The sequence below is a fragment of the Sphingomonas sp. G5 genome (assembly GCF_052660795.1).
The window spans coordinates 2,570,879-2,586,792 of record NZ_CP109660.1; the positions used below are offsets into that span (position 1 = coordinate 2,570,879).

Here is a 15,914-nt window from a genome sequence, read left to right on the forward strand (position 1 = left end):
CGGCATCCGTTCCCGCCCGTCCGTTCCACCCCCGTTGCACCCGAGAGAGACATCATGACGCTCACCGACCCGACCTCGACCGCCTTCGTCGCCCCCGCGACGCCGGCCCATCCCCTGGCATCCCTCTCCCCCGCCGAGATCACCGCCGTGCACGCCATCGTCGCCGGCTTCGACGGCATCGATGAGGCCAGCCGCTTCGCCTACGTCGGCCTGGAAGAGGCACCGAAAGGCGACGTGCTCGCGTGGGAGCGGGGCGAGGGCGGCTTTCCCGAGCGCCGCGCCCGCGTGCAACTGCTGAACCTGCGCACGGCGCACTCGCTCGACGTGGTCGTATCGCTCGCCACGGGCACGGTGCTGCGCCAGACCGAGCTCGACGGCTCAGATGGACAGCTGCCGATCCTCGACGCCGAGTTCGAAGAGGTCGGGATCATCGCGAACGAGAGCGCCGAGTGGATCGCCGCCCTCGCCGCGCGGGGTCTCACGACCGCCGACGTCGTGCTCGTGCCCCTGTCGGCCGGGCACTACGGCTATGAGAACGAGGTGGGGCGGCGGGTGCTCCGCACCTTCGCGTTCCGTCAGGACCACCCCGCCGACCACCCGTGGGCGCACCCCGTCGACGGCCTGACCGCCTACATCGACGTCGCCGCACGACGCATCATCGACATCGTCGACACCCCCGGGTTCACGGTTCCCGAGGAGCACGGCAACTTCGACGACCCCGAGCTGCAGGGCCCGCCGCTGGAGGGTCTCAAGCCCATCGTCATCACCCAGCCCGAGGGGTCGAGCTTCAGCGTCGACGGCGAGCGCGTCACGTGGGGCGAGTGGGACCTGCGCATCGGCTTCGACACGCGCGAGGGCCTGATCCTGCGCCAGCTGTCGTTCGCGGGGCGCCCCGTGATGTACCGCGGCTCGATCAGCGAGATGGTCGTGCCCTATGCCGATCCCGCGCCCAACCGCTTCTGGCAGAACTACTTCGACACGGGCGAGTACCTCTTCGGCCGCTACACGAACGAGCTCGAGCTCGGCTGCGACTGCGTGGGCGACATCACCTACGTCGACGCGGTGCTGGCGGACGAGAACGGGATGCCGCGCACCGTCCGCAACGCGGTGTGCATGCACGAGGAGGACTTCGGCACCCTGTGGAAGCACACCGACATCTTCACCGGGTCCAGCGAGGTGCGCCGTTCCCGGCGTCTCGTCATCTCGTTCTTCACCACCGTCGGCAACTACGACTACGGCTTCTACTGGTACCTCTATCTCGACGGCACCATCGAGTGCGAGGCCAAGCTCACCGGCATCCTCTTCACCTCCGCCTACCCGGGTGAGGGGTACCCCTACGCTTCCGAAGTCGCCCCCGGCCTCGGGGCGCCGTACCACCAGCACCTGTTCTCGGCGCGGCTGGACATGACGGTCGACGGCGTCGCCAACGTCGTCAACGAGATCGATGCCGTGCGCGTGCCCATCTCGATCGCGAACCCCGCCGGCAACGCCTTCACCAAGAGGGTCACGCCCATCACGAGCGAGAAGGTGTCGGGCCGCGTCGCCGACGGCGCGGTGAACCGGGTGTGGCAGATCGCCTCGACCGAGAAGACCACCGGGCGCGGGAAGGCGACCTCGTACGTGCTCTTCCCCACCGAGACCCCGGTGCTGCTGGCCGATGACGACTCGTCGATCGCCGCGCGCGCGGCGTTCGCCACGAAGAACCTGTTCGTCACGAAGTACGACCCCGACGAGCGCTACGCCGCCGGCGACTTCGTGAACCAGCACCCGGGCGGGGCCGGCATCCCGGCCTTCATCGCGGGCGACGAGCCGCTCGTGGGCGAAGACGTCGTGCTGTGGCACACCTTCGGTCTCACGCACTTCCCGCGCAACGAGGACTGGCCCGTCATGCCCATGGACTACGCGAAGTTCACGCTCAAGCCGTACAACTTCTTCGAGCGGAACCCCGTCCTGAACGTCCCCGCCCCCGCGAACTCCCACTGCGCGCCCGCCGCGCACGGGTGTGCTCACGGGCATGGCCCGCACGGGGACGAGTCACCTGCGTCCGAATGCCATTGCTGAGGCGATGAGCGAGATCCTCCATGCTGCCGCGGTCGCTCCCGCCGCAATCGGCGCCTGCTGTCTGGCCGCCGATCGCGCGCGGGTGCGGCCGCCCGAGGTCATGGCATCCGTGCTCATGCTCCTGGCGATGCTGGATGCCGCCGTGTTCGGCGTGATCGCTCCGGTGGGGTGGACGGCGCTGTTACTGACGGCGGCCCTGGTGCTCGCGGTATGGCGTCGTCCGCGCCAGCGGCGCTCCCCGCAGATCCCCGCGTTGATGACGCTGCACACGACGCTCGGCATGGTGGTGATGGCCGCTCTCTCACTCGGGATGGGCGGACACGGCCCCTCCCCCGCTCATGCTCACGGTGTCGCCCTGGCCCCGTTCCTGCTGGCCGTCGCGGCCGGGTACGCGGGTCTGTCCATCGCGGCAATCGGGCGGATGCCGGGACCGCTCGACCGTGCCCAGATCGGCACCATGGCGGCATCCGTCGTTCTCATGGCTGTGGCGGCGGTGTGACCCCGGGCATGGGGTCCGCGGTCACCGGAGGCGTCGACCGGAGTCCGCGAGGCAGAAGGAGCAGCACCCCAGGCAGGGCCGCCGCCACGATGATGCCCGCACCGATCGCGAGGGACACGGCGCTCCCACCCGTGACCGCCTCGATCACCTCGCCGATCAGGCCCGCGAGCACGACGATCCCGGCGACGACGACGACACCGGTGCCCCGGGCACCGCGCAGCACGAGGAACGCGTCGGCCACGAAGATCCCACCCGCCATCAGGGAGAAGACGATCGTCGTCGTGACCCCGCGGAACACGAGGTACTCGTGGGTGTCGGCCCCCAGTCCCTGACCGGTCGCGAGGGCGACCGTCAACCCTACGCCCAGCGCCGTAACCGCACCCCCGTAGAGGAACGAGAGCACCGCGGCGACGCGGACGGCCGGGGTGGTGCGCAGCGGCGCGGGGCGGCCGCGCCGTCGGGCGAGAGACGACATAGCCGGACGCTAGAGCGAGCGGCTAGGGATCCGCTGAACCCTCAGCGCGGTCGCACCACCACCGGGTGACCCGCGAACCGCAGCCGCACGGCGTCGTCGGGCTCACGCCGGTCGGAGGCGTCGTGCTGCACCGCGATGAGCGTGCCGTCGGCCGCGCGCACGACGGTACGCCGCAACGACCCGAGGAAACTCGATGCCACCACGATGGCATCCACTCCCTCGTCCCCACTCGTGAAGACGACATCCTCCGGACGGACGAACGCCTGCACGGGCCCCTCGACCGTCGTCCCGAGGACGGGCAGCACGTGACCATGCACCTCGACCTCGCCGCCGCGCGCCACACCGTCCAGCATGTTGCTCAGCCCGACGAAGTCGGCGACGAACGGAGAGACCGGCCGGCGGTACAGATCCTCCGGAGTGCCGATCTGCTCGATGACTCCGTCGTTCATCACGGCGACACGGTCGGCGACGGCGAGCGCCTCCTCTTGATCGTGCGTGACGAACACGGTGGTGATACCCAGATCGCGCTGCAGGCGGCGGATCTGCTCGCGCAACTGCACGCGCACCTTCGCGTCGAGCGCCGACAGCGGCTCGTCGAGCAGCAGCACCCGCGGACGGGTGACGAGCGCGCGAGCGAGGGCGACGCGCTGCTGCTGACCGCCCGACAGCTGGTGCGCGTAGCGGCCGCCGCGGTCGCCGAGACCGACCATCTCGAGCACCTCGCGCGCGCGTGCGGCGCGGCGGGCCGCGTCGACGCGCCGCATCCGCAGCCCGAACTCGACGTTCTGCTGCACCGTCATGTGCGGGAACAGCGAGTACGACTGGAACACCATGCCGATGTCGCGGCGGTTCACGGGTACGCCCGACACGTCCTGCTCATCGATGAGGATGCGTCCGGCGTCGATGCGGTCGAGCCCCGACAGGGCCCGCAGCAGCGTCGTCTTGCCGCAGCCCGAGGGCCCCAGCAGCGCGACGAACTCGCCCGGGCGGATGTCGAGACTCACCCCGCGCAGCGCGGTGTGGGATCCGAACGACTTCTCGATGCCGACGAGCGAGACGGCGGTGCCGGCGAAGGTCAACGGGCCGGTCACGGGGGCGGGAACGGTCATGAGGCACTCCTGGAGGGACGGAACGAACCGAGCCGGCCGATCAGCAGCAGCAGCACGAACACCATCGCCAGGGCCGCGAGCGAGAAGATCGCCGAGACGTAGGGGTCGGTCTGCTGCAGCAGGAACAGCGCGGTCTGAAAAGTGGTGCGGCTGAGGAATGCCGCGATCGTGTACTCGCCGAGCACGACGGCCACGGTGAGCAGACAGGCCGACAGGATGCCGCGACGCAGGTTCGGCAGCACGACGCGCCACACCACCTGCACGCCGTTGGCGCCCAACGACCGCGCCGCCTCGCTGAGCACGACGATGTCGAGGGCGGCGATGTTCGCCTGGATCGGACGGTACGCGTACGGCAGCACGATGACGCCGACGGCGAAGGCGAGAGTCCACGGCGCGCTGCCGAGGGCGCCCGAGACCACCTTGTAGACGGGCACGAACCCGACGACCAGTACCACCGTCGGGACGGTGAGCGGCAGCAGGCAGACGGCCTCGATCGCGCGTCGCACGCGGGGGTAGCGCAGCTCGACGAGCACGAGGGTCGGCACGAGCAGCAGCAACACGATTGCGACCGTGACCACGGCGATGCCGAGCGAGTTGACGAGACCCATGAACAGGCCGTCGTAGGTGAGCTCCTGCGTCGGGTCGACGATCGCGAGGTAGTGATCGAGCGTCAGACCGCCCGAGCGTCCCGGCATCCGGAACGTGAACAGCAGCAGCGCGAGCAGGGGCAGGGCGAAGGCGATGGCGGCGATCGCGAGGATGACTCCCCCGGCGACCTTTCCGAGGCCGGCGGTGACGGGCCGGCTCATCGTCGCCACCGCCGGGCGCGACGCTCGAGCAGCGAGTACACGGCCATCACGGCGGCCATCACGACCACCATGCCGAGGGCGAGCACACCCGCGGTGTTGGCGACGCCGACGATCGTCTCGCTCGTCAGCTGCTGCTTGATCGCGAGGGCGACGAGACCGCCCTGGTCGATCAGGGCCGCGGCCGTCGCGAACGACGAGAAGGCGCCGGCGAACACGAGGATCGTCGATCCCCAGAACGCGGGGGCGAGGAGGGGCATCGCGATGCGGGTCCAGTACACCCACCGCGACGCGCCGAGCGTCGCCGCCGCCTCGGCCCACTGCTGCTGCAGACCTTCGAGCGCGGGAAGGAAGGTGAGCACCATCAGTGGCACCGAGAAGTAGACGTAGGGGAAGACGAGGCCGCCCACCTGATAGAGCAGCGGGCCGTCCGATGACAGGGTGTTGATGTCGAGACCGAAAGTCTGCTGCAGCCAGAGCGTCGCGGCGCCCTGCACGCCCATGAGCGCGATGAAGGCGAAGGCCAGCATGATGCCGCCGAACTGCGCGAGCGTGCTGGCCGCGGAGTCGACGATCGAGCGCACCCAGCCGTCTGGAGGCATGCTCGACAGTGCGAGGCAGAGGATCGCCCCGAGCACCGCCGAGACGACGGCCACGACGGCCGACAGCCAGAGGGAGTTCACGAAGGCCGTCATGATGGCGGGGCTGGCCAGCGCGGCGAAGTTGCCGAGAGTGAACGCGCCCTTCGCCGTGAAGAACCCGCTCGCGATGGCGACGACCGTCGGAATGGCCAGGAAGAGAGCGACGTAGACCGCGAACGGCGCGAACCCCCACCAGCCCGCACTCCGGCGCCGGAGGGGTCCGGCGCCGGAGGCGGTGGGGGCGGCCGTCGCGATCCGAGAGGAGGAGGCGACGGTCATGCGGGGATCAGCCGATCGCCGACGACCATGAGGCGGCGAGCACCTTCGCCGCAGCCGCGGCCTGGTCGCTCGTGAACTGCACGAAGTTCTTCGGGGGCTCGCCCACCGACTGCAGCACCGACTGGTCGACGGTGTTGTTCGCGACCATCGCCTGCAGCGTGGACGGGTAGGCACCCGAGGCGAGGAACAGGTTCTGCACTTCCGGGCTGTAGAGGTACTCCTCCCACAGTCGCGCAGCCGCGGGGTGCGGGGCGTCGACGTTGATGGCCTGGTTGTAGTAGCTGCCCAGGGCGACACCGGGAAGCACGAGGGTCTTCCAGTTGGGGTTTCCGGTCGAGCCGCCATCGGGTCCCCACGCGAGGTTGTTGTAGCTCCACTGGATGACCACGGGGGTCTCGCCCGACGACACCGTCGCCTGGGTCGGCAGCACCGAGAGGAAGTTGCCGGCCTGCTTGAGCCTCGAGAAGAACTGCACACCGGGCGTGATGTCGTCGGCGGTACCGCCGCTCTGCAGGGTCGCCCAGTAGACGGCGCTCGCGGCCTCGTTGGCCTGGGTCGGGTCGCCCTTGATGGCGACCTTGCCCTGGTACTGCGAGCCGAGCAGGTCGTTGATCGACGTGGGCGGGGTGGTGATGACCGACGAGTCGTACCCGATCGACATCAGGCCCGTGTAGTCGTAGAACCACGTGCCGTTGGGGTCCTTGAAATCGTCGGGGATGTCGGCCCAGTTCGACACCTTGTAGGGCGCGAGCAGGTCGAGGTTCTGGCGCAGCACCGCGGTGCCCAGGTCGAACACGTCGGGCGCGGTGTCCTGACCCTTCTGCGCCTTCGCCGCGGCGACCTCGTCGGCGCTGGAGCCGTTGGGGTTCTGCGAGTCGATGGTGATGCCGGGGTACTTCTTCTGGAAGCCCGCGATGATCTTTCCGTAGTTCGCCCACGACGGGGGCAGCGTGATGACGTTGAGCTTGCCCTCTGCGTTGGCGGCGGCGACGAGCGCGTCCATGCCGCCGAAGTCGGCGGCGCTGGTCGCCTTCTGCTTCTGCTCGAGGGTCATGCTCGAGGCGGCCGCGTCCGACGACGTGCCGGCGCAAGCGGTGAGTGAGCCCGCGAACGCCACGGCGATCGCGGCGAGAGCGGTCACGCGGACGATACGACGGGATCGCGAGCGGTGAGTGGAACGCATCATAGGGGTGGTCCTTTCGGGTCAGGCGGATCGGAAGGGAGGGGGTCAGGGGATCAGGCCGCGCTGCGCGAGCACGTCGCGCGCGAACCCGAAGGCGGTGGTCATGCCGATGCCGCTCGTGACCGAGGCGACGACCACGTCGGCCCGCGGGGAGGCGTGCAGATAAGGGCCCTGGGCGCTGGCCGCGTACACGCCGCGCCAGCGTCGCCGCACGACGAGGTCGTCGACGCCGAACAGGCCGCAGAAGCGGTCGAGCAGCAACGCGTCGAGCGCCTCGTCGTCGAACGGGTCGAGCGTGCGCTCGTAATGGTGGGTGTCGCCGATCACGACGCGGCCGTCGGGGCGCTGGGTGCACATGAGGTTCACCGTGTGCGTCAGCATGTCGGGATCGAGGGATGCCAGCTCGGCCCGCACCGTGTCGGCGGCGGCGGTCTCGGCGAAACCGCCGTAGCGCAGCAGCGAGCTGCCCGTGAAGACGCCCGGGTCGATTCGCACGCCCCGCGGCGGGTCGATCTCCATCATGCGTAGGCGGCAGCGACGCACCTCGCCGTCGCTGGCGAGCACGGGGAAGAGCCGGTCGACGTCGTGCCCCACGCAGACGATGACGGTGTCGGCGACGTACGATCCGTGGGTCGTGCGCACCCCGTCGACGACGTCGACGACGTTCTCACCGAAACGGAACACCACACCCAGCCGCGCGAGATGCGCCGTCAATGCGGGAACGGCCGCGGGCGAGTCGACGCGCAGATCCCGCGGCATGAGGGCACCGCCGACGAGTCCCGGCACCGCCCAGCCGAGCCGGTCGGCGGTCTCGTCGGCGCCGAGGACGCGCACCTCGTCGCGGTCGCGTCCTGAGGCGAACTCGTCGAGCACGGCCATCTCGGCGACGCTGCGCGCGGCGACGACGGTGCCGTGGGCGGACACCGCGAGCCCCCCTTCCGCACCGGCACGCAGCCAGGTCTCTCGCGCCACGACGGCGTACTCGCGCGCGCGGCCCGATTGCGCGGTGGTGCAGATGTGCCCGAAGTTGCGCACGCTCGCGCCGACGGCGCGGTCGTCGCGGTCCACGACGACGACCGAGAGCCCCGCGTTCACGGCGTGCCAGGCGTGGGCCAGACCGACGATGCCCGCGCCGACGACGACGACGTCGGCGCGCAGCGGAGTCGGACTCGAGTGGGAGTGCATGGGGTCGAGTCTCGGCTCTCATCGCACCGGAGTTCGACCGGTATCGCGACTTGTCATGCAATGTTCACCGCCGCCCCTCCTCTTATATATGCGCGCCAGGATCGGTGAACGGCGAGCGAACACAACCTATGTCGCCGCTTCCCCGTCCGCTTGTCATGACAAGATCGCTTCATGTCGTTGCATGAGACCGTCCGCACGACGCTGCGCGATCGCATCCTCTCGGGTGCGCTCCCCGTCGGCGCGGCGCTGCCGACCACAGCCGAGCTGAGCGTCGAGTTCGGGGCGTCACGTGGTCCCGTGCGGCAGGCGCTTGCCGCTCTCGCCACCGAGGGGCTGATCAGCACCGGGCAGGGGCGTGTGCCGACGGTCATGCGTGCGCCCTTCGCTCACGCCATCGACGACTTCTTCTCGTTCTCGGCCTGGGTCACGGCGATGGGCCGGGTGCCGGGCCAGCGCACGATCGAGCTGGCGCTGCGCCGACCGCCGGCCTCGGTGGCAGCCGCCCTCGGCGTCGGCGGCGACACCCGTGCGGTCGACCTGGTGCGCGTGCGATCGATCGACGACGAACCGGTGATGATCGAGCGCTCGACGTTCGTCGAGCACGTGGGGCGTCTGATCTTCGACTTCGACCCCGACGCCGGATCGGTCTTCACCGCGCTGCTCGACCGAGGCGTCTCACTCGAGCACGGCGAGCACACGATCGACGCGGTCGCCGCGAACGACCAGGATGCCGCCGCGCTCGACGTCGCCGTCGGCACGCCGCTGCTGCGCGTCCACCGTCTCACCCGCAGCGCCGCGGGCGAGGTGATCGAGGTGGCCGACGACCGCTACCGCCCCGATCGTGCGTCCCTGATCGTCCACAACTCCCGCACTCGCACCGCCCCGGCCCCGTCGGCGGTGCGCCGAACGACCACGGAAGGCTCCCGATGACCGTCTCCCTCCTCTCCCTCGACATGGCCGGCACCACGATCGACGAGGGCGGGGTCGTCTACGACCTGCTCGCACGCTGCGTCGGTGACGAGCTCGGCGCTCCGGTTCCGGCCGAGGTTCTGGCTCCCTGGACGGGCACCGACAAGACCGAGGCCATCCGCGGCCTCCTCACCGAGCTCGGCGGCGACCCTGCCCGCACCGACGCGGTGTATGCCGGTTTCGCCGCTCAGCTCGACGCGGCGTACGCCGCGGCGACCCCGACGCTGTTTCCCGGGGTGCGCGAGGCGATGGTGTCGCTGCGCGCGGCCGGGGTGAAGGTCGCTCTGCAGACCGGTTACACCCGCCCGGTGGCCGAGGGGCTCCTGGCGAAGGTCGGATGGGAGGTCGGCACCGACATCGACGCTCTCGCCACGTCGGAGCTCGTGACCGCGTCGCGGCCCGCTCCGTACCTCGTGTTCCGCACGATGGAGCTCACCGGCATCCGGTCGGTCGACGAGGTGCTGGTCGCCGGAGACACCCCCAATGATCTGGCCGCCGGCACCGCCGCCGGGGCGCGGTTCGTCGTCGGGGTTCTCACCGGTGCGGGATCCGCCGCCGATCTGGGACGGTCGCGCCACACGCACCTCGTGGGCGGAGTCGCCGACATCCCGGCTCTGCTGCACTCCGCGAGCGAGCTTCCCCACTGATGACCGCGGCGCGCAAGCTGCTGCTGATCGGCATCGACGGCCTGCGCGTCGACGATGCGCTGCGCTCTCCCGCCCCGGCTGCTCGACTCGCGGCTTTCGGGCGCGCGGGAGTCGTGCTGCCGATGACCATGGAGGTCCCGACCATCTCGGGCCCCGGCTGGTCGTCGCTGCTCACGGGCATGCGGCTCGCCGAGCACGGCGTCGTCGACAACCACTTCCAGGGTCATCGTCTGCGCCGTTGTCGAGACCTCCTTTCCCGGGCCGTCGACGCGCGCCCGAGCTGCTCGACCTTCGCGGCCGCCGACTGGCCCCCGCTGATCGACCCCGACGGCCCGGGACCGATCATCGCGCCCGCGCCCGAGAGGGAACGCGCAGGCCTGCACCACGTCGTCCTGCGCGATGGGGAGTCGAGAGGATATGACCCGATGGATGCCGAGATCGCGGCCGCCGCACGTGCGCATCTGCGCGAGACGGGTCCCGACGTGTCGTTCGTCTACCTCGGCGAGGTCGATGAGGCCGGCCACCGGCACGGCGGGACCGCGCCCGAGTACACGGCCGCGATCGTGCGCGTCGATGCGCTGCTCGGCGGCATCCTGGACGTCGTCGAAGACCGCGCCGAGACGCACGGCGAGGACTGGCTCGTCGCCGTCACCACCGATCACGGGCACGTCGATGCGGGCGGCCACGGCGGCGGGTCGGCGCTCGAGCGGCGCTCGTTCCTGGCGCTCGGCCGGTTCGGCGGTCGCGACTCGCTGCCCGCGGGTCCGGTTGCGCCTCACGAGGTCCGCGACCTCTTGCTCACCGACCTCGGGCTTCTCCCGGCGTAAGGTCGTCCCGGCGTCTGATCCCACGGGCTCGGCGGCCCGCCGCGCGAGCCCGCCGCCCAGCCCCGCCGCACGGCGGAGGAAAACCCGGGGACGGGAGGACCAATCCCTCGGCATCCATCCTCCGCCCCCGGAATCTCCTCCCGCGGGCTCGACAACCTCGCGCCCGGCCCCGCACCAACCCGCGCCCGGACCCCCGCGCCCCACCGCGCAGCCCCACCGCATGGCCGCACCGCGCCGCGGAGGAAAACCCGGGACAGGAGGACAAACCCCTCGCATCCGTCCTCCGCCCCCGGGATCTCCTCCCGGAGGCCCGCAGCGACGACGCGCAGCGGGCCTCAGCGCTTCAGACGCAGCGTCACCAGCTGGAACGGGCGCAGATCGAGCTCGACCGCACCACCGGCAGCACTCAACACCGCCGCGGCGTCGACCTCGCGCTCGAGCAGATCGGTCTCGACGACGCCCACGACCTCGAAGCCGGCGTCGAGACGCGCGTGCATGCGCTCGCCCAGAGCCTCGTACAGGCGCACGATCACATCGCCCGATCCGTCCTGCGCGAGCTTGACCGCCTCGACGACGACACCGGGCTGGTCGACCGCGACGAGAGGCGCGATCGAGGTCTCGGCGGCATCCGTCACCGTCCGCTCCGGCAGGTTGGTGCGGTATCCCTCGGTGACGGCGTCGACGACCTCGGCGCCCACGACGATCCCCACCTCGAGGTGGTGCGCGCCCTGATCCTGGCCGGGGTCGGGGAACTTCGCCGACCGGATGATCGACAGCCGCACGAGTGAGAACGTGCCGCCCGCCTCGCGCTCGTGACGCGTGATGTCGTGACCGTAGGTGGAGTCGTTGGTCACCGCCACGCCGAAGCGCGGCTCGGCGACCCGCACCCAGCGGTGCGCGGCGGTCTCGAAGCGAGCCGCGTCCCACGACGTGTTCGTGTGAGTGGGTCGGACGATGTGCCCGAACTGGATCTCGGACGCCGCGCGGTCGGTGTGGACGTCGATCGGGACGCCGAGCTTCAACAGCTTCTGCTGCTCGTGCCAGTCCACGTCGAGGGAGAGACGCACGGTGCGCGAGCCGTTCGCGAGAGCGATGCGCGTGACGATCGTGGACGCCCCCGTGCGGCGCTCGACGACGATCGCGCGTCCGTCGAGGCGGACGGCCTCGGCGGAGTCGAGGGGCGTGACGTGGCGCCGGTAGGTCTCGTCGATGTCCCACGCGTCCCATTGGGTGGGCGTGTCGCGGAACACCTCGAACAGGCCCGCGGTGCGACCGGCCGGAACCACCTCGCGGCCGCTGTCCACCTCCACCAGTGAGGTGATCAGACCGCGTCCGTCGACGACCGCGCGCACGACGCCGTTGTCGAGCACGAAGCCGTCGCCCTCGGCGCTCGGGGTCACGTCGCCGTCGGGGCTCGCCGGGGCGATCGCGAGAGCGGGAGCGCCGGAACGGCGGTGCGGGGCGGCATTCGCCACGACCGCGCGGTCGCCCGTGCCCACGAGCGCCCGGAGGCTGTCGGCGATGATCTGCTCGAGCTCCGCCGCGATCGCGGCGTAATTGCGCTCGGCATCCCGGTGCACCCAGGCGATCGACGTGCCGGGCAGGATGTCGTGGAACTGCTGCAGCAGGACCAGGCGCCACAGGCGCTGGAACGTCTCAGCCGGGTAGGCGGCGCCCGTGCGGACGGTCGCGGTGGCCGCCCACAGCTCGGCCTCGCGCAGCAGGTGCTCGCTGCGGCGGTTGCCCTGCTTCGTGCGCAGCTGGCTGGTGTACGTGCCGCGGTGGAACTCGAGGTACAGCTCCCCCGCCCACACGGCCGGGTCGGCGTACTCGGCCTCGGCGGTCTCGAAGAACTCCCGCGGGGTGGAGTGCTTCACCACCGGGGCGCCCTCGAGCGAGTGCGTGCGGGCGATCGTCGCGGTCATCTCGCGCGTGGGTCCGCCGCCGCCGTCGCCGAAGCCGTACGGCAGCAGCGAGGTGCGCGCGCGACCCTTGTCGGCGAAGTTGCGCTCGGCGTGGGCCAGGTCGGCCGCGGTGACCTCGGAGTTGTACTTGTCGACCGGCGGGAAGTGCGTGAAGATGCGCGACCCGTCGATGCCCTCCCAGCGGAAAGTGTGGTGCGGGATGCGGTTGGTCTCGTTCCACGAGATCTTCTGCGTGAGGAACCAGCGCGCGCCCGCGGCTCTCATGATCTGCGGAAGGGCACCGCTGTAGCCGAACGAGTCGGGCAGCCACACCTCTTCGGTGTCGATGCCGAACTCCTCGAGGAAGAACGTCTTGCCCTCGACGAACTGCCGGGCCATCGCCTCGCCGCCGACCATGTTGGTGTCGGATTCGACCCACATACCGCCCACCGGCACGAAGCGTCCCTCGGCGACACGCGCCTTCAGCCGGTCCCAGAGCGCCGGGTAGTGCTCCTTCATCCACGCGAACTGCTGCGCCGACGACGACGCGAACACGAACTCCGGATCTTCGTCCATCAGCGAGAGGACGTTGCTGAACGTGCGCGACACCTTGCGCGCCGTCTCGCGTACGGGCCACAGCCACGCCGAGTCGATGTGCGCGTGCCCGACGGCGTGCAGGACGTGGGCACTGGATGCCGCGGGCGCCGCCATCAGCGGAGCGAGCACGTCGCGACCGGCCTGCGCCGTGCCCGCGACGTCCTCGGGATCGACCGCGTCGATCGCGGCATCCATCGCCTCGACGAGCGTCGCTCGGCGCGCGGAGGTGGCGTCGAGCTCGGCGATGAGGCCGTGGAGCAGGCGGAAGTCCTGCAGGAGCTCCCACACCGCGAGATCGCGGAGGCCGATCGACATGTCGCGGAGCGTATAGAGAGGAGCGTCGCCCGCGGTGGCGAGGTCACCCAGGTGCGTCGGCTCGAAGGTGAAGAGGCTGCCCACGTCGGGGTTCGAGGCGGCCTCGACGAGCACGTCGACGCGACCGTCGGGGTCGACCGCGGCCGGGCTGGCGTTGTTGAACGGCGAGACGCCCTTGATGGGGGCGCCCTCGCGGTTCCAGACGAGCGCCTCGCACTGGAAGCCGCTCTGTCCGGCGGTGAAGCCGAGATCGATCACGAGCTCGGCGACGGTGCCCTCCGGCAGGGAACCGTCGGCGTCGCGCCACGCAGCGGGGATCTCGCCGGAGACGGCGAACCAGGTCGTCCCCCACGCTCGACCCCACGGCGTTCCGATCGCGAAGGGGCGGTACTCGGCACCCCGAGCCTCGGCGAAGGTCACGGGCTCGCCCGGCGCCTCCCATGCCTGGATGTCGAGGGGCTGACGGGCGCGGTAGACGGCGGGGGCGAGACGCTCGCGGACGAAGCGTTCGATGCGCATCTCGATGAGCGCGGTGCGGTCGTGCATGACGTGGGTTCCTTGTCTGGGGGGACGGGTCAGCCCTTGACCGCGCCGGCGAGGGCCGACGGGCCGCCGAGTCCGCGCTGCACGAGGACGTACAGGCCGAGGACCGGGAGGGAGTAGACGATCGAGTAGGCCGCGAGCTGGCCGTAGGCCACCGCTCCGAACGACCCGAAGAAGTTGAAGATGCTGACGGCGGCCGGCTGGTAGTCGGGGCTGAGCAGCAGCACGAAGGGGACGAAGAAATTGCCCCACGCCTGGATGAAGGTGAAGATGAACACGACCGCGATGCCGGGGCGCATGAGCGGGAGCACGATCTGCACGAGCGTGCGCATCGACCCCGCGCCGTCCATCCAGGCCGCGTGCTCGAGCTCGACGGGCACGCCGTCCATGAAGTTCTTCATCATCCAGATCGCAATCGGCAGAGCGCTCGCGGTGAGGAAGAGGATCGTGCCCCCGATCGAGTCGATGAGGTTCAGCTGCACGAACAGGCTGTAGACCGGCACCATGATCGCCGTGATCGGCAGGCATGTGCCGAACAGCACCGCGTAGAGGAAGGGCTTGCCGACGCGCATCTTGTACCGCGAGAGCGGATAGGCGGCGAGCGAGGCGAGCACGACCGTCGCGATCGAGGTGCCTCCCGCCAGCAGCACGCTGTTCCACAGGGGCTGGAACAGCAGATCCGGCTTCATCACGGCCGCGAAGTTGTCGAGGGTGACGACCTCGGGCATCTTGATGGCCAGCGTCGGCTGCGCGTCGAGCGAGGCCGTGACGAGCCACACGAGCGGCACCACGAACAGCACGCCGACCACGATGAGCAGCGTGTTGGCGACGACGCGCAGGGCGCGGGTGCGCGGCGACGACAGCGACGCCTTCTTGCGCCCGGGAGCGCGGCGTGCGGAGCGCGAGCGGGCGCCGGTCACCTCGGGCAGGGTGGCGGTGGTCATGACGAGACCTCCTCGCGCAGCGCGCGGACGTAGAAGAACGAGAAGATCGCACCGATGAGCAGCATGATCGTGGCGATCGCGGTGCCGTAGCCGAGCTCGCCGAACTTGAGGCCCTGCTGGTAGGCGAGGATCGGCAGCGTCGTGCTCTTGTTGCCGGGGCCACCGCCGGTCATGACGAAGATCAGTGTGAAGACCGACAGGGTCTGCAGCGTCACGATCATCGAGTTGGTTCCGATGGTCGAACGGATCATGGGGATCGTGATGAGGAAGAGGCGCTTGATGCCGCTCGCTCCGTCGACCTCGGCCGCCTCGGTGATCTCGGGCGGCACGTCGGCGAGGGCCGCCGAATAGACCATCATCGAGAACGCCGTCCCGCGCCAGATGTTGGCGAAGACGACCATGAGCACCGGCATCGTGAAGAGCCAGCTGACGGGGTCGAGACCGAAGATCCCGAGGATCACGTTCAGGGTCCCGTTGTCGCGGAAGAACGCGTACGCGGCGAATGCCGCGACGATCTCGGGCAGGACCCACGCGGTGACGACGATCGTGCCGACCACCGCGGTGACGACGCGATTGCCCGAGCGCATCATGAGAGCGAGGGCCAGGCCCAGGATGTTCTGACCGATCACGGCGGAGAAGAACACGAACACGATCGTGTTGACGACCGCCACGGGAAAGTCGGGGGCCTTGAAGAGCTGGGTGTAGTTGTCGAAGCCGATGAACTGGCTCGCGACGGCGGTCGAGCCCGACAGGGTCGCGTTGGTGAGCGAGCCCCACAGCGACACCAGGATCGGTCCGAGCAGGAACACCGCGAGCAGCAGCGCTGCGGGAAGGAGCGGGAGCGCCCGGGCCGAGGACCGGAGGCCGCGCGTGGTGGCGCGCGACCTCCGGTCGGTTCCGGTCGCCCCGGTCTGAGCCAGGGCGGTCACG

At 70.3% G+C, this 15,914-nt stretch carries 14 protein-coding genes; 5 read left to right on the forward strand and 9 right to left on the reverse strand.

The features are described 5' to 3' along the window. Positions 1 to 54: 54 nt before the first annotated feature. Together NE358_RS12335 and NE358_RS12340 are read left to right on the forward strand one after the other, a co-directional pair. Positions 55 to 2,061, forward strand: a complete 2,007-nt coding sequence (locus NE358_RS12335) for a primary-amine oxidase (protein WP_289938929.1) — start codon at positions 55 to 57, stop codon at positions 2,059 to 2,061. Positions 2,062 to 2,065: 4 nt separating this feature from the next. Continuing rightward, positions 2,066 to 2,560 carry a hypothetical protein gene (locus NE358_RS12340; RefSeq protein WP_289938931.1) on the forward strand — a complete coding sequence of 165 codons (495 nt, stop codon included), beginning with the start codon at positions 2,066 to 2,068 and terminating at the stop codon, positions 2,558 to 2,560. On the opposite strand, the gene NE358_RS12345 is transcribed toward NE358_RS12340, so the two are convergent. The 6 genes from NE358_RS12345 to NE358_RS12370 are packed head-to-tail and all read right to left on the reverse strand — an operon-like array spanning position 2,538 to position 8,238. Next, complete coding sequence (locus tag NE358_RS12345) at positions 2,538 to 3,035, reverse strand: hypothetical protein (RefSeq protein WP_289938934.1); 498 nt, start codon at positions 3,033 to 3,035, stop codon at positions 2,538 to 2,540. The genes NE358_RS12340 and NE358_RS12345 overlap by 23 nt on opposite strands. Before the next feature lie 41 nt (positions 3,036 to 3,076). Then, entirely contained in the window at positions 3,077 to 4,144 is a 1,068-nt protein-coding gene (locus NE358_RS12350; RefSeq protein ID WP_103206072.1) for an ABC transporter ATP-binding protein, read from the reverse strand. Beyond that, complete coding sequence (locus NE358_RS12355; RefSeq protein ID WP_289938936.1) at positions 4,141 to 4,953, reverse strand: ABC transporter permease; 813 nt, start codon at positions 4,951 to 4,953, stop codon at positions 4,141 to 4,143. Before NE358_RS12355 ends, NE358_RS12350 begins: the two co-directional genes overlap by 4 nt. Beyond that, positions 4,950 to 5,870, reverse strand: coding sequence for an ABC transporter permease (locus NE358_RS12360; RefSeq protein ID WP_289938939.1), 921 nt, complete (start codon positions 5,868 to 5,870; stop codon positions 4,950 to 4,952). The genes NE358_RS12355 and NE358_RS12360 overlap by 4 nt, the downstream gene beginning before the upstream one ends. Positions 5,871 to 5,877: 7 nt before the next feature. After that, positions 5,878 to 7,056, reverse strand: a complete 1,179-nt coding sequence (locus NE358_RS12365; RefSeq protein WP_499317891.1) for an ABC transporter substrate-binding protein — start codon at positions 7,054 to 7,056, stop codon at positions 5,878 to 5,880. Positions 7,057 to 7,098: 42 nt separating this feature from the next. Further along, positions 7,099 to 8,238, reverse strand: coding sequence for a TIGR03364 family FAD-dependent oxidoreductase (locus tag NE358_RS12370; RefSeq protein ID WP_289938941.1), 1,140 nt, complete (start codon positions 8,236 to 8,238; stop codon positions 7,099 to 7,101). A gap of 171 nt (positions 8,239 to 8,409) precedes the next feature. Between NE358_RS12370 and NE358_RS12375 the strand changes: the two genes are divergently transcribed. From NE358_RS12375 to NE358_RS12385, 3 genes are read left to right on the forward strand one after another with little or no spacing between them, the layout of a single operon-like run. Then, positions 8,410 to 9,168 (forward strand): GntR family transcriptional regulator, encoded by a 759-nt coding sequence (locus NE358_RS12375; RefSeq protein ID WP_116239154.1) that lies wholly within the window; start codon positions 8,410 to 8,412, stop codon positions 9,166 to 9,168. Then, positions 9,165 to 9,854: a phosphonatase-like hydrolase gene (locus NE358_RS12380; RefSeq protein ID WP_103206068.1), complete on the forward strand. Its 690-nt coding sequence runs from the start codon at positions 9,165 to 9,167 to the stop codon at positions 9,852 to 9,854. Before NE358_RS12375 ends, NE358_RS12380 begins: the two co-directional genes overlap by 4 nt. Next, positions 9,854 to 10,681, forward strand: a complete 828-nt coding sequence (locus NE358_RS12385) for an alkaline phosphatase family protein (protein WP_141376221.1) — start codon at positions 9,854 to 9,856, stop codon at positions 10,679 to 10,681. Before NE358_RS12380 ends, NE358_RS12385 begins: the two co-directional genes overlap by 1 nt. A 335-nt stretch (positions 10,682 to 11,016) precedes the next feature. On the opposite strand, the gene NE358_RS12390 is transcribed toward NE358_RS12385, so the two are convergent. From NE358_RS12390 to NE358_RS12400, 3 genes are read right to left on the reverse strand one after another with little or no spacing between them, the layout of a single operon-like run. After that, positions 11,017 to 14,043 (reverse strand): alpha-mannosidase, encoded by a 3,027-nt coding sequence (locus NE358_RS12390; protein WP_289938949.1) that lies wholly within the window; start codon positions 14,041 to 14,043, stop codon positions 11,017 to 11,019. A gap of 29 nt (positions 14,044 to 14,072) precedes the next feature. Then, the gene (locus NE358_RS12395; protein ID WP_174799647.1) at positions 14,073 to 14,984 is read right to left on the reverse strand and encodes a carbohydrate ABC transporter permease; all 912 of its coding nucleotides are present in this window, start codon (positions 14,982 to 14,984) and stop codon (positions 14,073 to 14,075) included. Beyond that, on the reverse strand, positions 14,981 to 15,913 hold the full coding sequence (locus tag NE358_RS12400; RefSeq protein ID WP_103206065.1) for a carbohydrate ABC transporter permease: 933 nt from the start codon (positions 15,911 to 15,913) through the stop codon (positions 14,981 to 14,983). The genes NE358_RS12395 and NE358_RS12400 overlap by 4 nt, the downstream gene beginning before the upstream one ends. Position 15,914 lies beyond the last annotated feature (1 nt).

Excerpts from the sequence above, each read along its gene's own strand:
- NE358_RS12335 (WP_289938929.1), top strand. The coding sequence starts at position 55 with ATGACGCTCACCGACCCGACCTCGACCGCCTTCGTCGCCCCCGCGACG.
- NE358_RS12340 (WP_289938931.1), top strand. The coding sequence starts at position 2,066 with ATGAGCGAGATCCTCCATGCTGCCGCGGTCGCTCCCGCCGCAATCGGC.
- NE358_RS12345 (WP_289938934.1), bottom strand. The coding sequence starts at position 3,035 with ATGTCGTCTCTCGCCCGACGGCGCGGCCGCCCCGCGCCGCTGCGCACC.
- NE358_RS12350 (WP_103206072.1), bottom strand. The coding sequence starts at position 4,144 with ATGACCGTTCCCGCCCCCGTGACCGGCCCGTTGACCTTCGCCGGCACC.
- NE358_RS12355 (WP_289938936.1), bottom strand. The coding sequence starts at position 4,953 with ATGAGCCGGCCCGTCACCGCCGGCCTCGGAAAGGTCGCCGGGGGAGTC.
- NE358_RS12360 (WP_289938939.1), bottom strand. The coding sequence starts at position 5,870 with ATGACCGTCGCCTCCTCCTCTCGGATCGCGACGGCCGCCCCCACCGCC.
- NE358_RS12365 (WP_499317891.1), bottom strand. The coding sequence starts at position 7,056 with ATGATGCGTTCCACTCACCGCTCGCGATCCCGTCGTATCGTCCGCGTG.
- NE358_RS12370 (WP_289938941.1), bottom strand. The coding sequence starts at position 8,238 with ATGCACTCCCACTCGAGTCCGACTCCGCTGCGCGCCGACGTCGTCGTC.
- NE358_RS12375 (WP_116239154.1), top strand. The coding sequence starts at position 8,410 with ATGTCGTTGCATGAGACCGTCCGCACGACGCTGCGCGATCGCATCCTC.
- NE358_RS12380 (WP_103206068.1), top strand. The coding sequence starts at position 9,165 with ATGACCGTCTCCCTCCTCTCCCTCGACATGGCCGGCACCACGATCGAC.
- NE358_RS12385 (WP_141376221.1), top strand. The coding sequence starts at position 9,854 with ATGACCGCGGCGCGCAAGCTGCTGCTGATCGGCATCGACGGCCTGCGC.
- NE358_RS12390 (WP_289938949.1), bottom strand. The coding sequence starts at position 14,043 with ATGCACGACCGCACCGCGCTCATCGAGATGCGCATCGAACGCTTCGTC.
- NE358_RS12395 (WP_174799647.1), bottom strand. The coding sequence starts at position 14,984 with ATGACCACCGCCACCCTGCCCGAGGTGACCGGCGCCCGCTCGCGCTCC.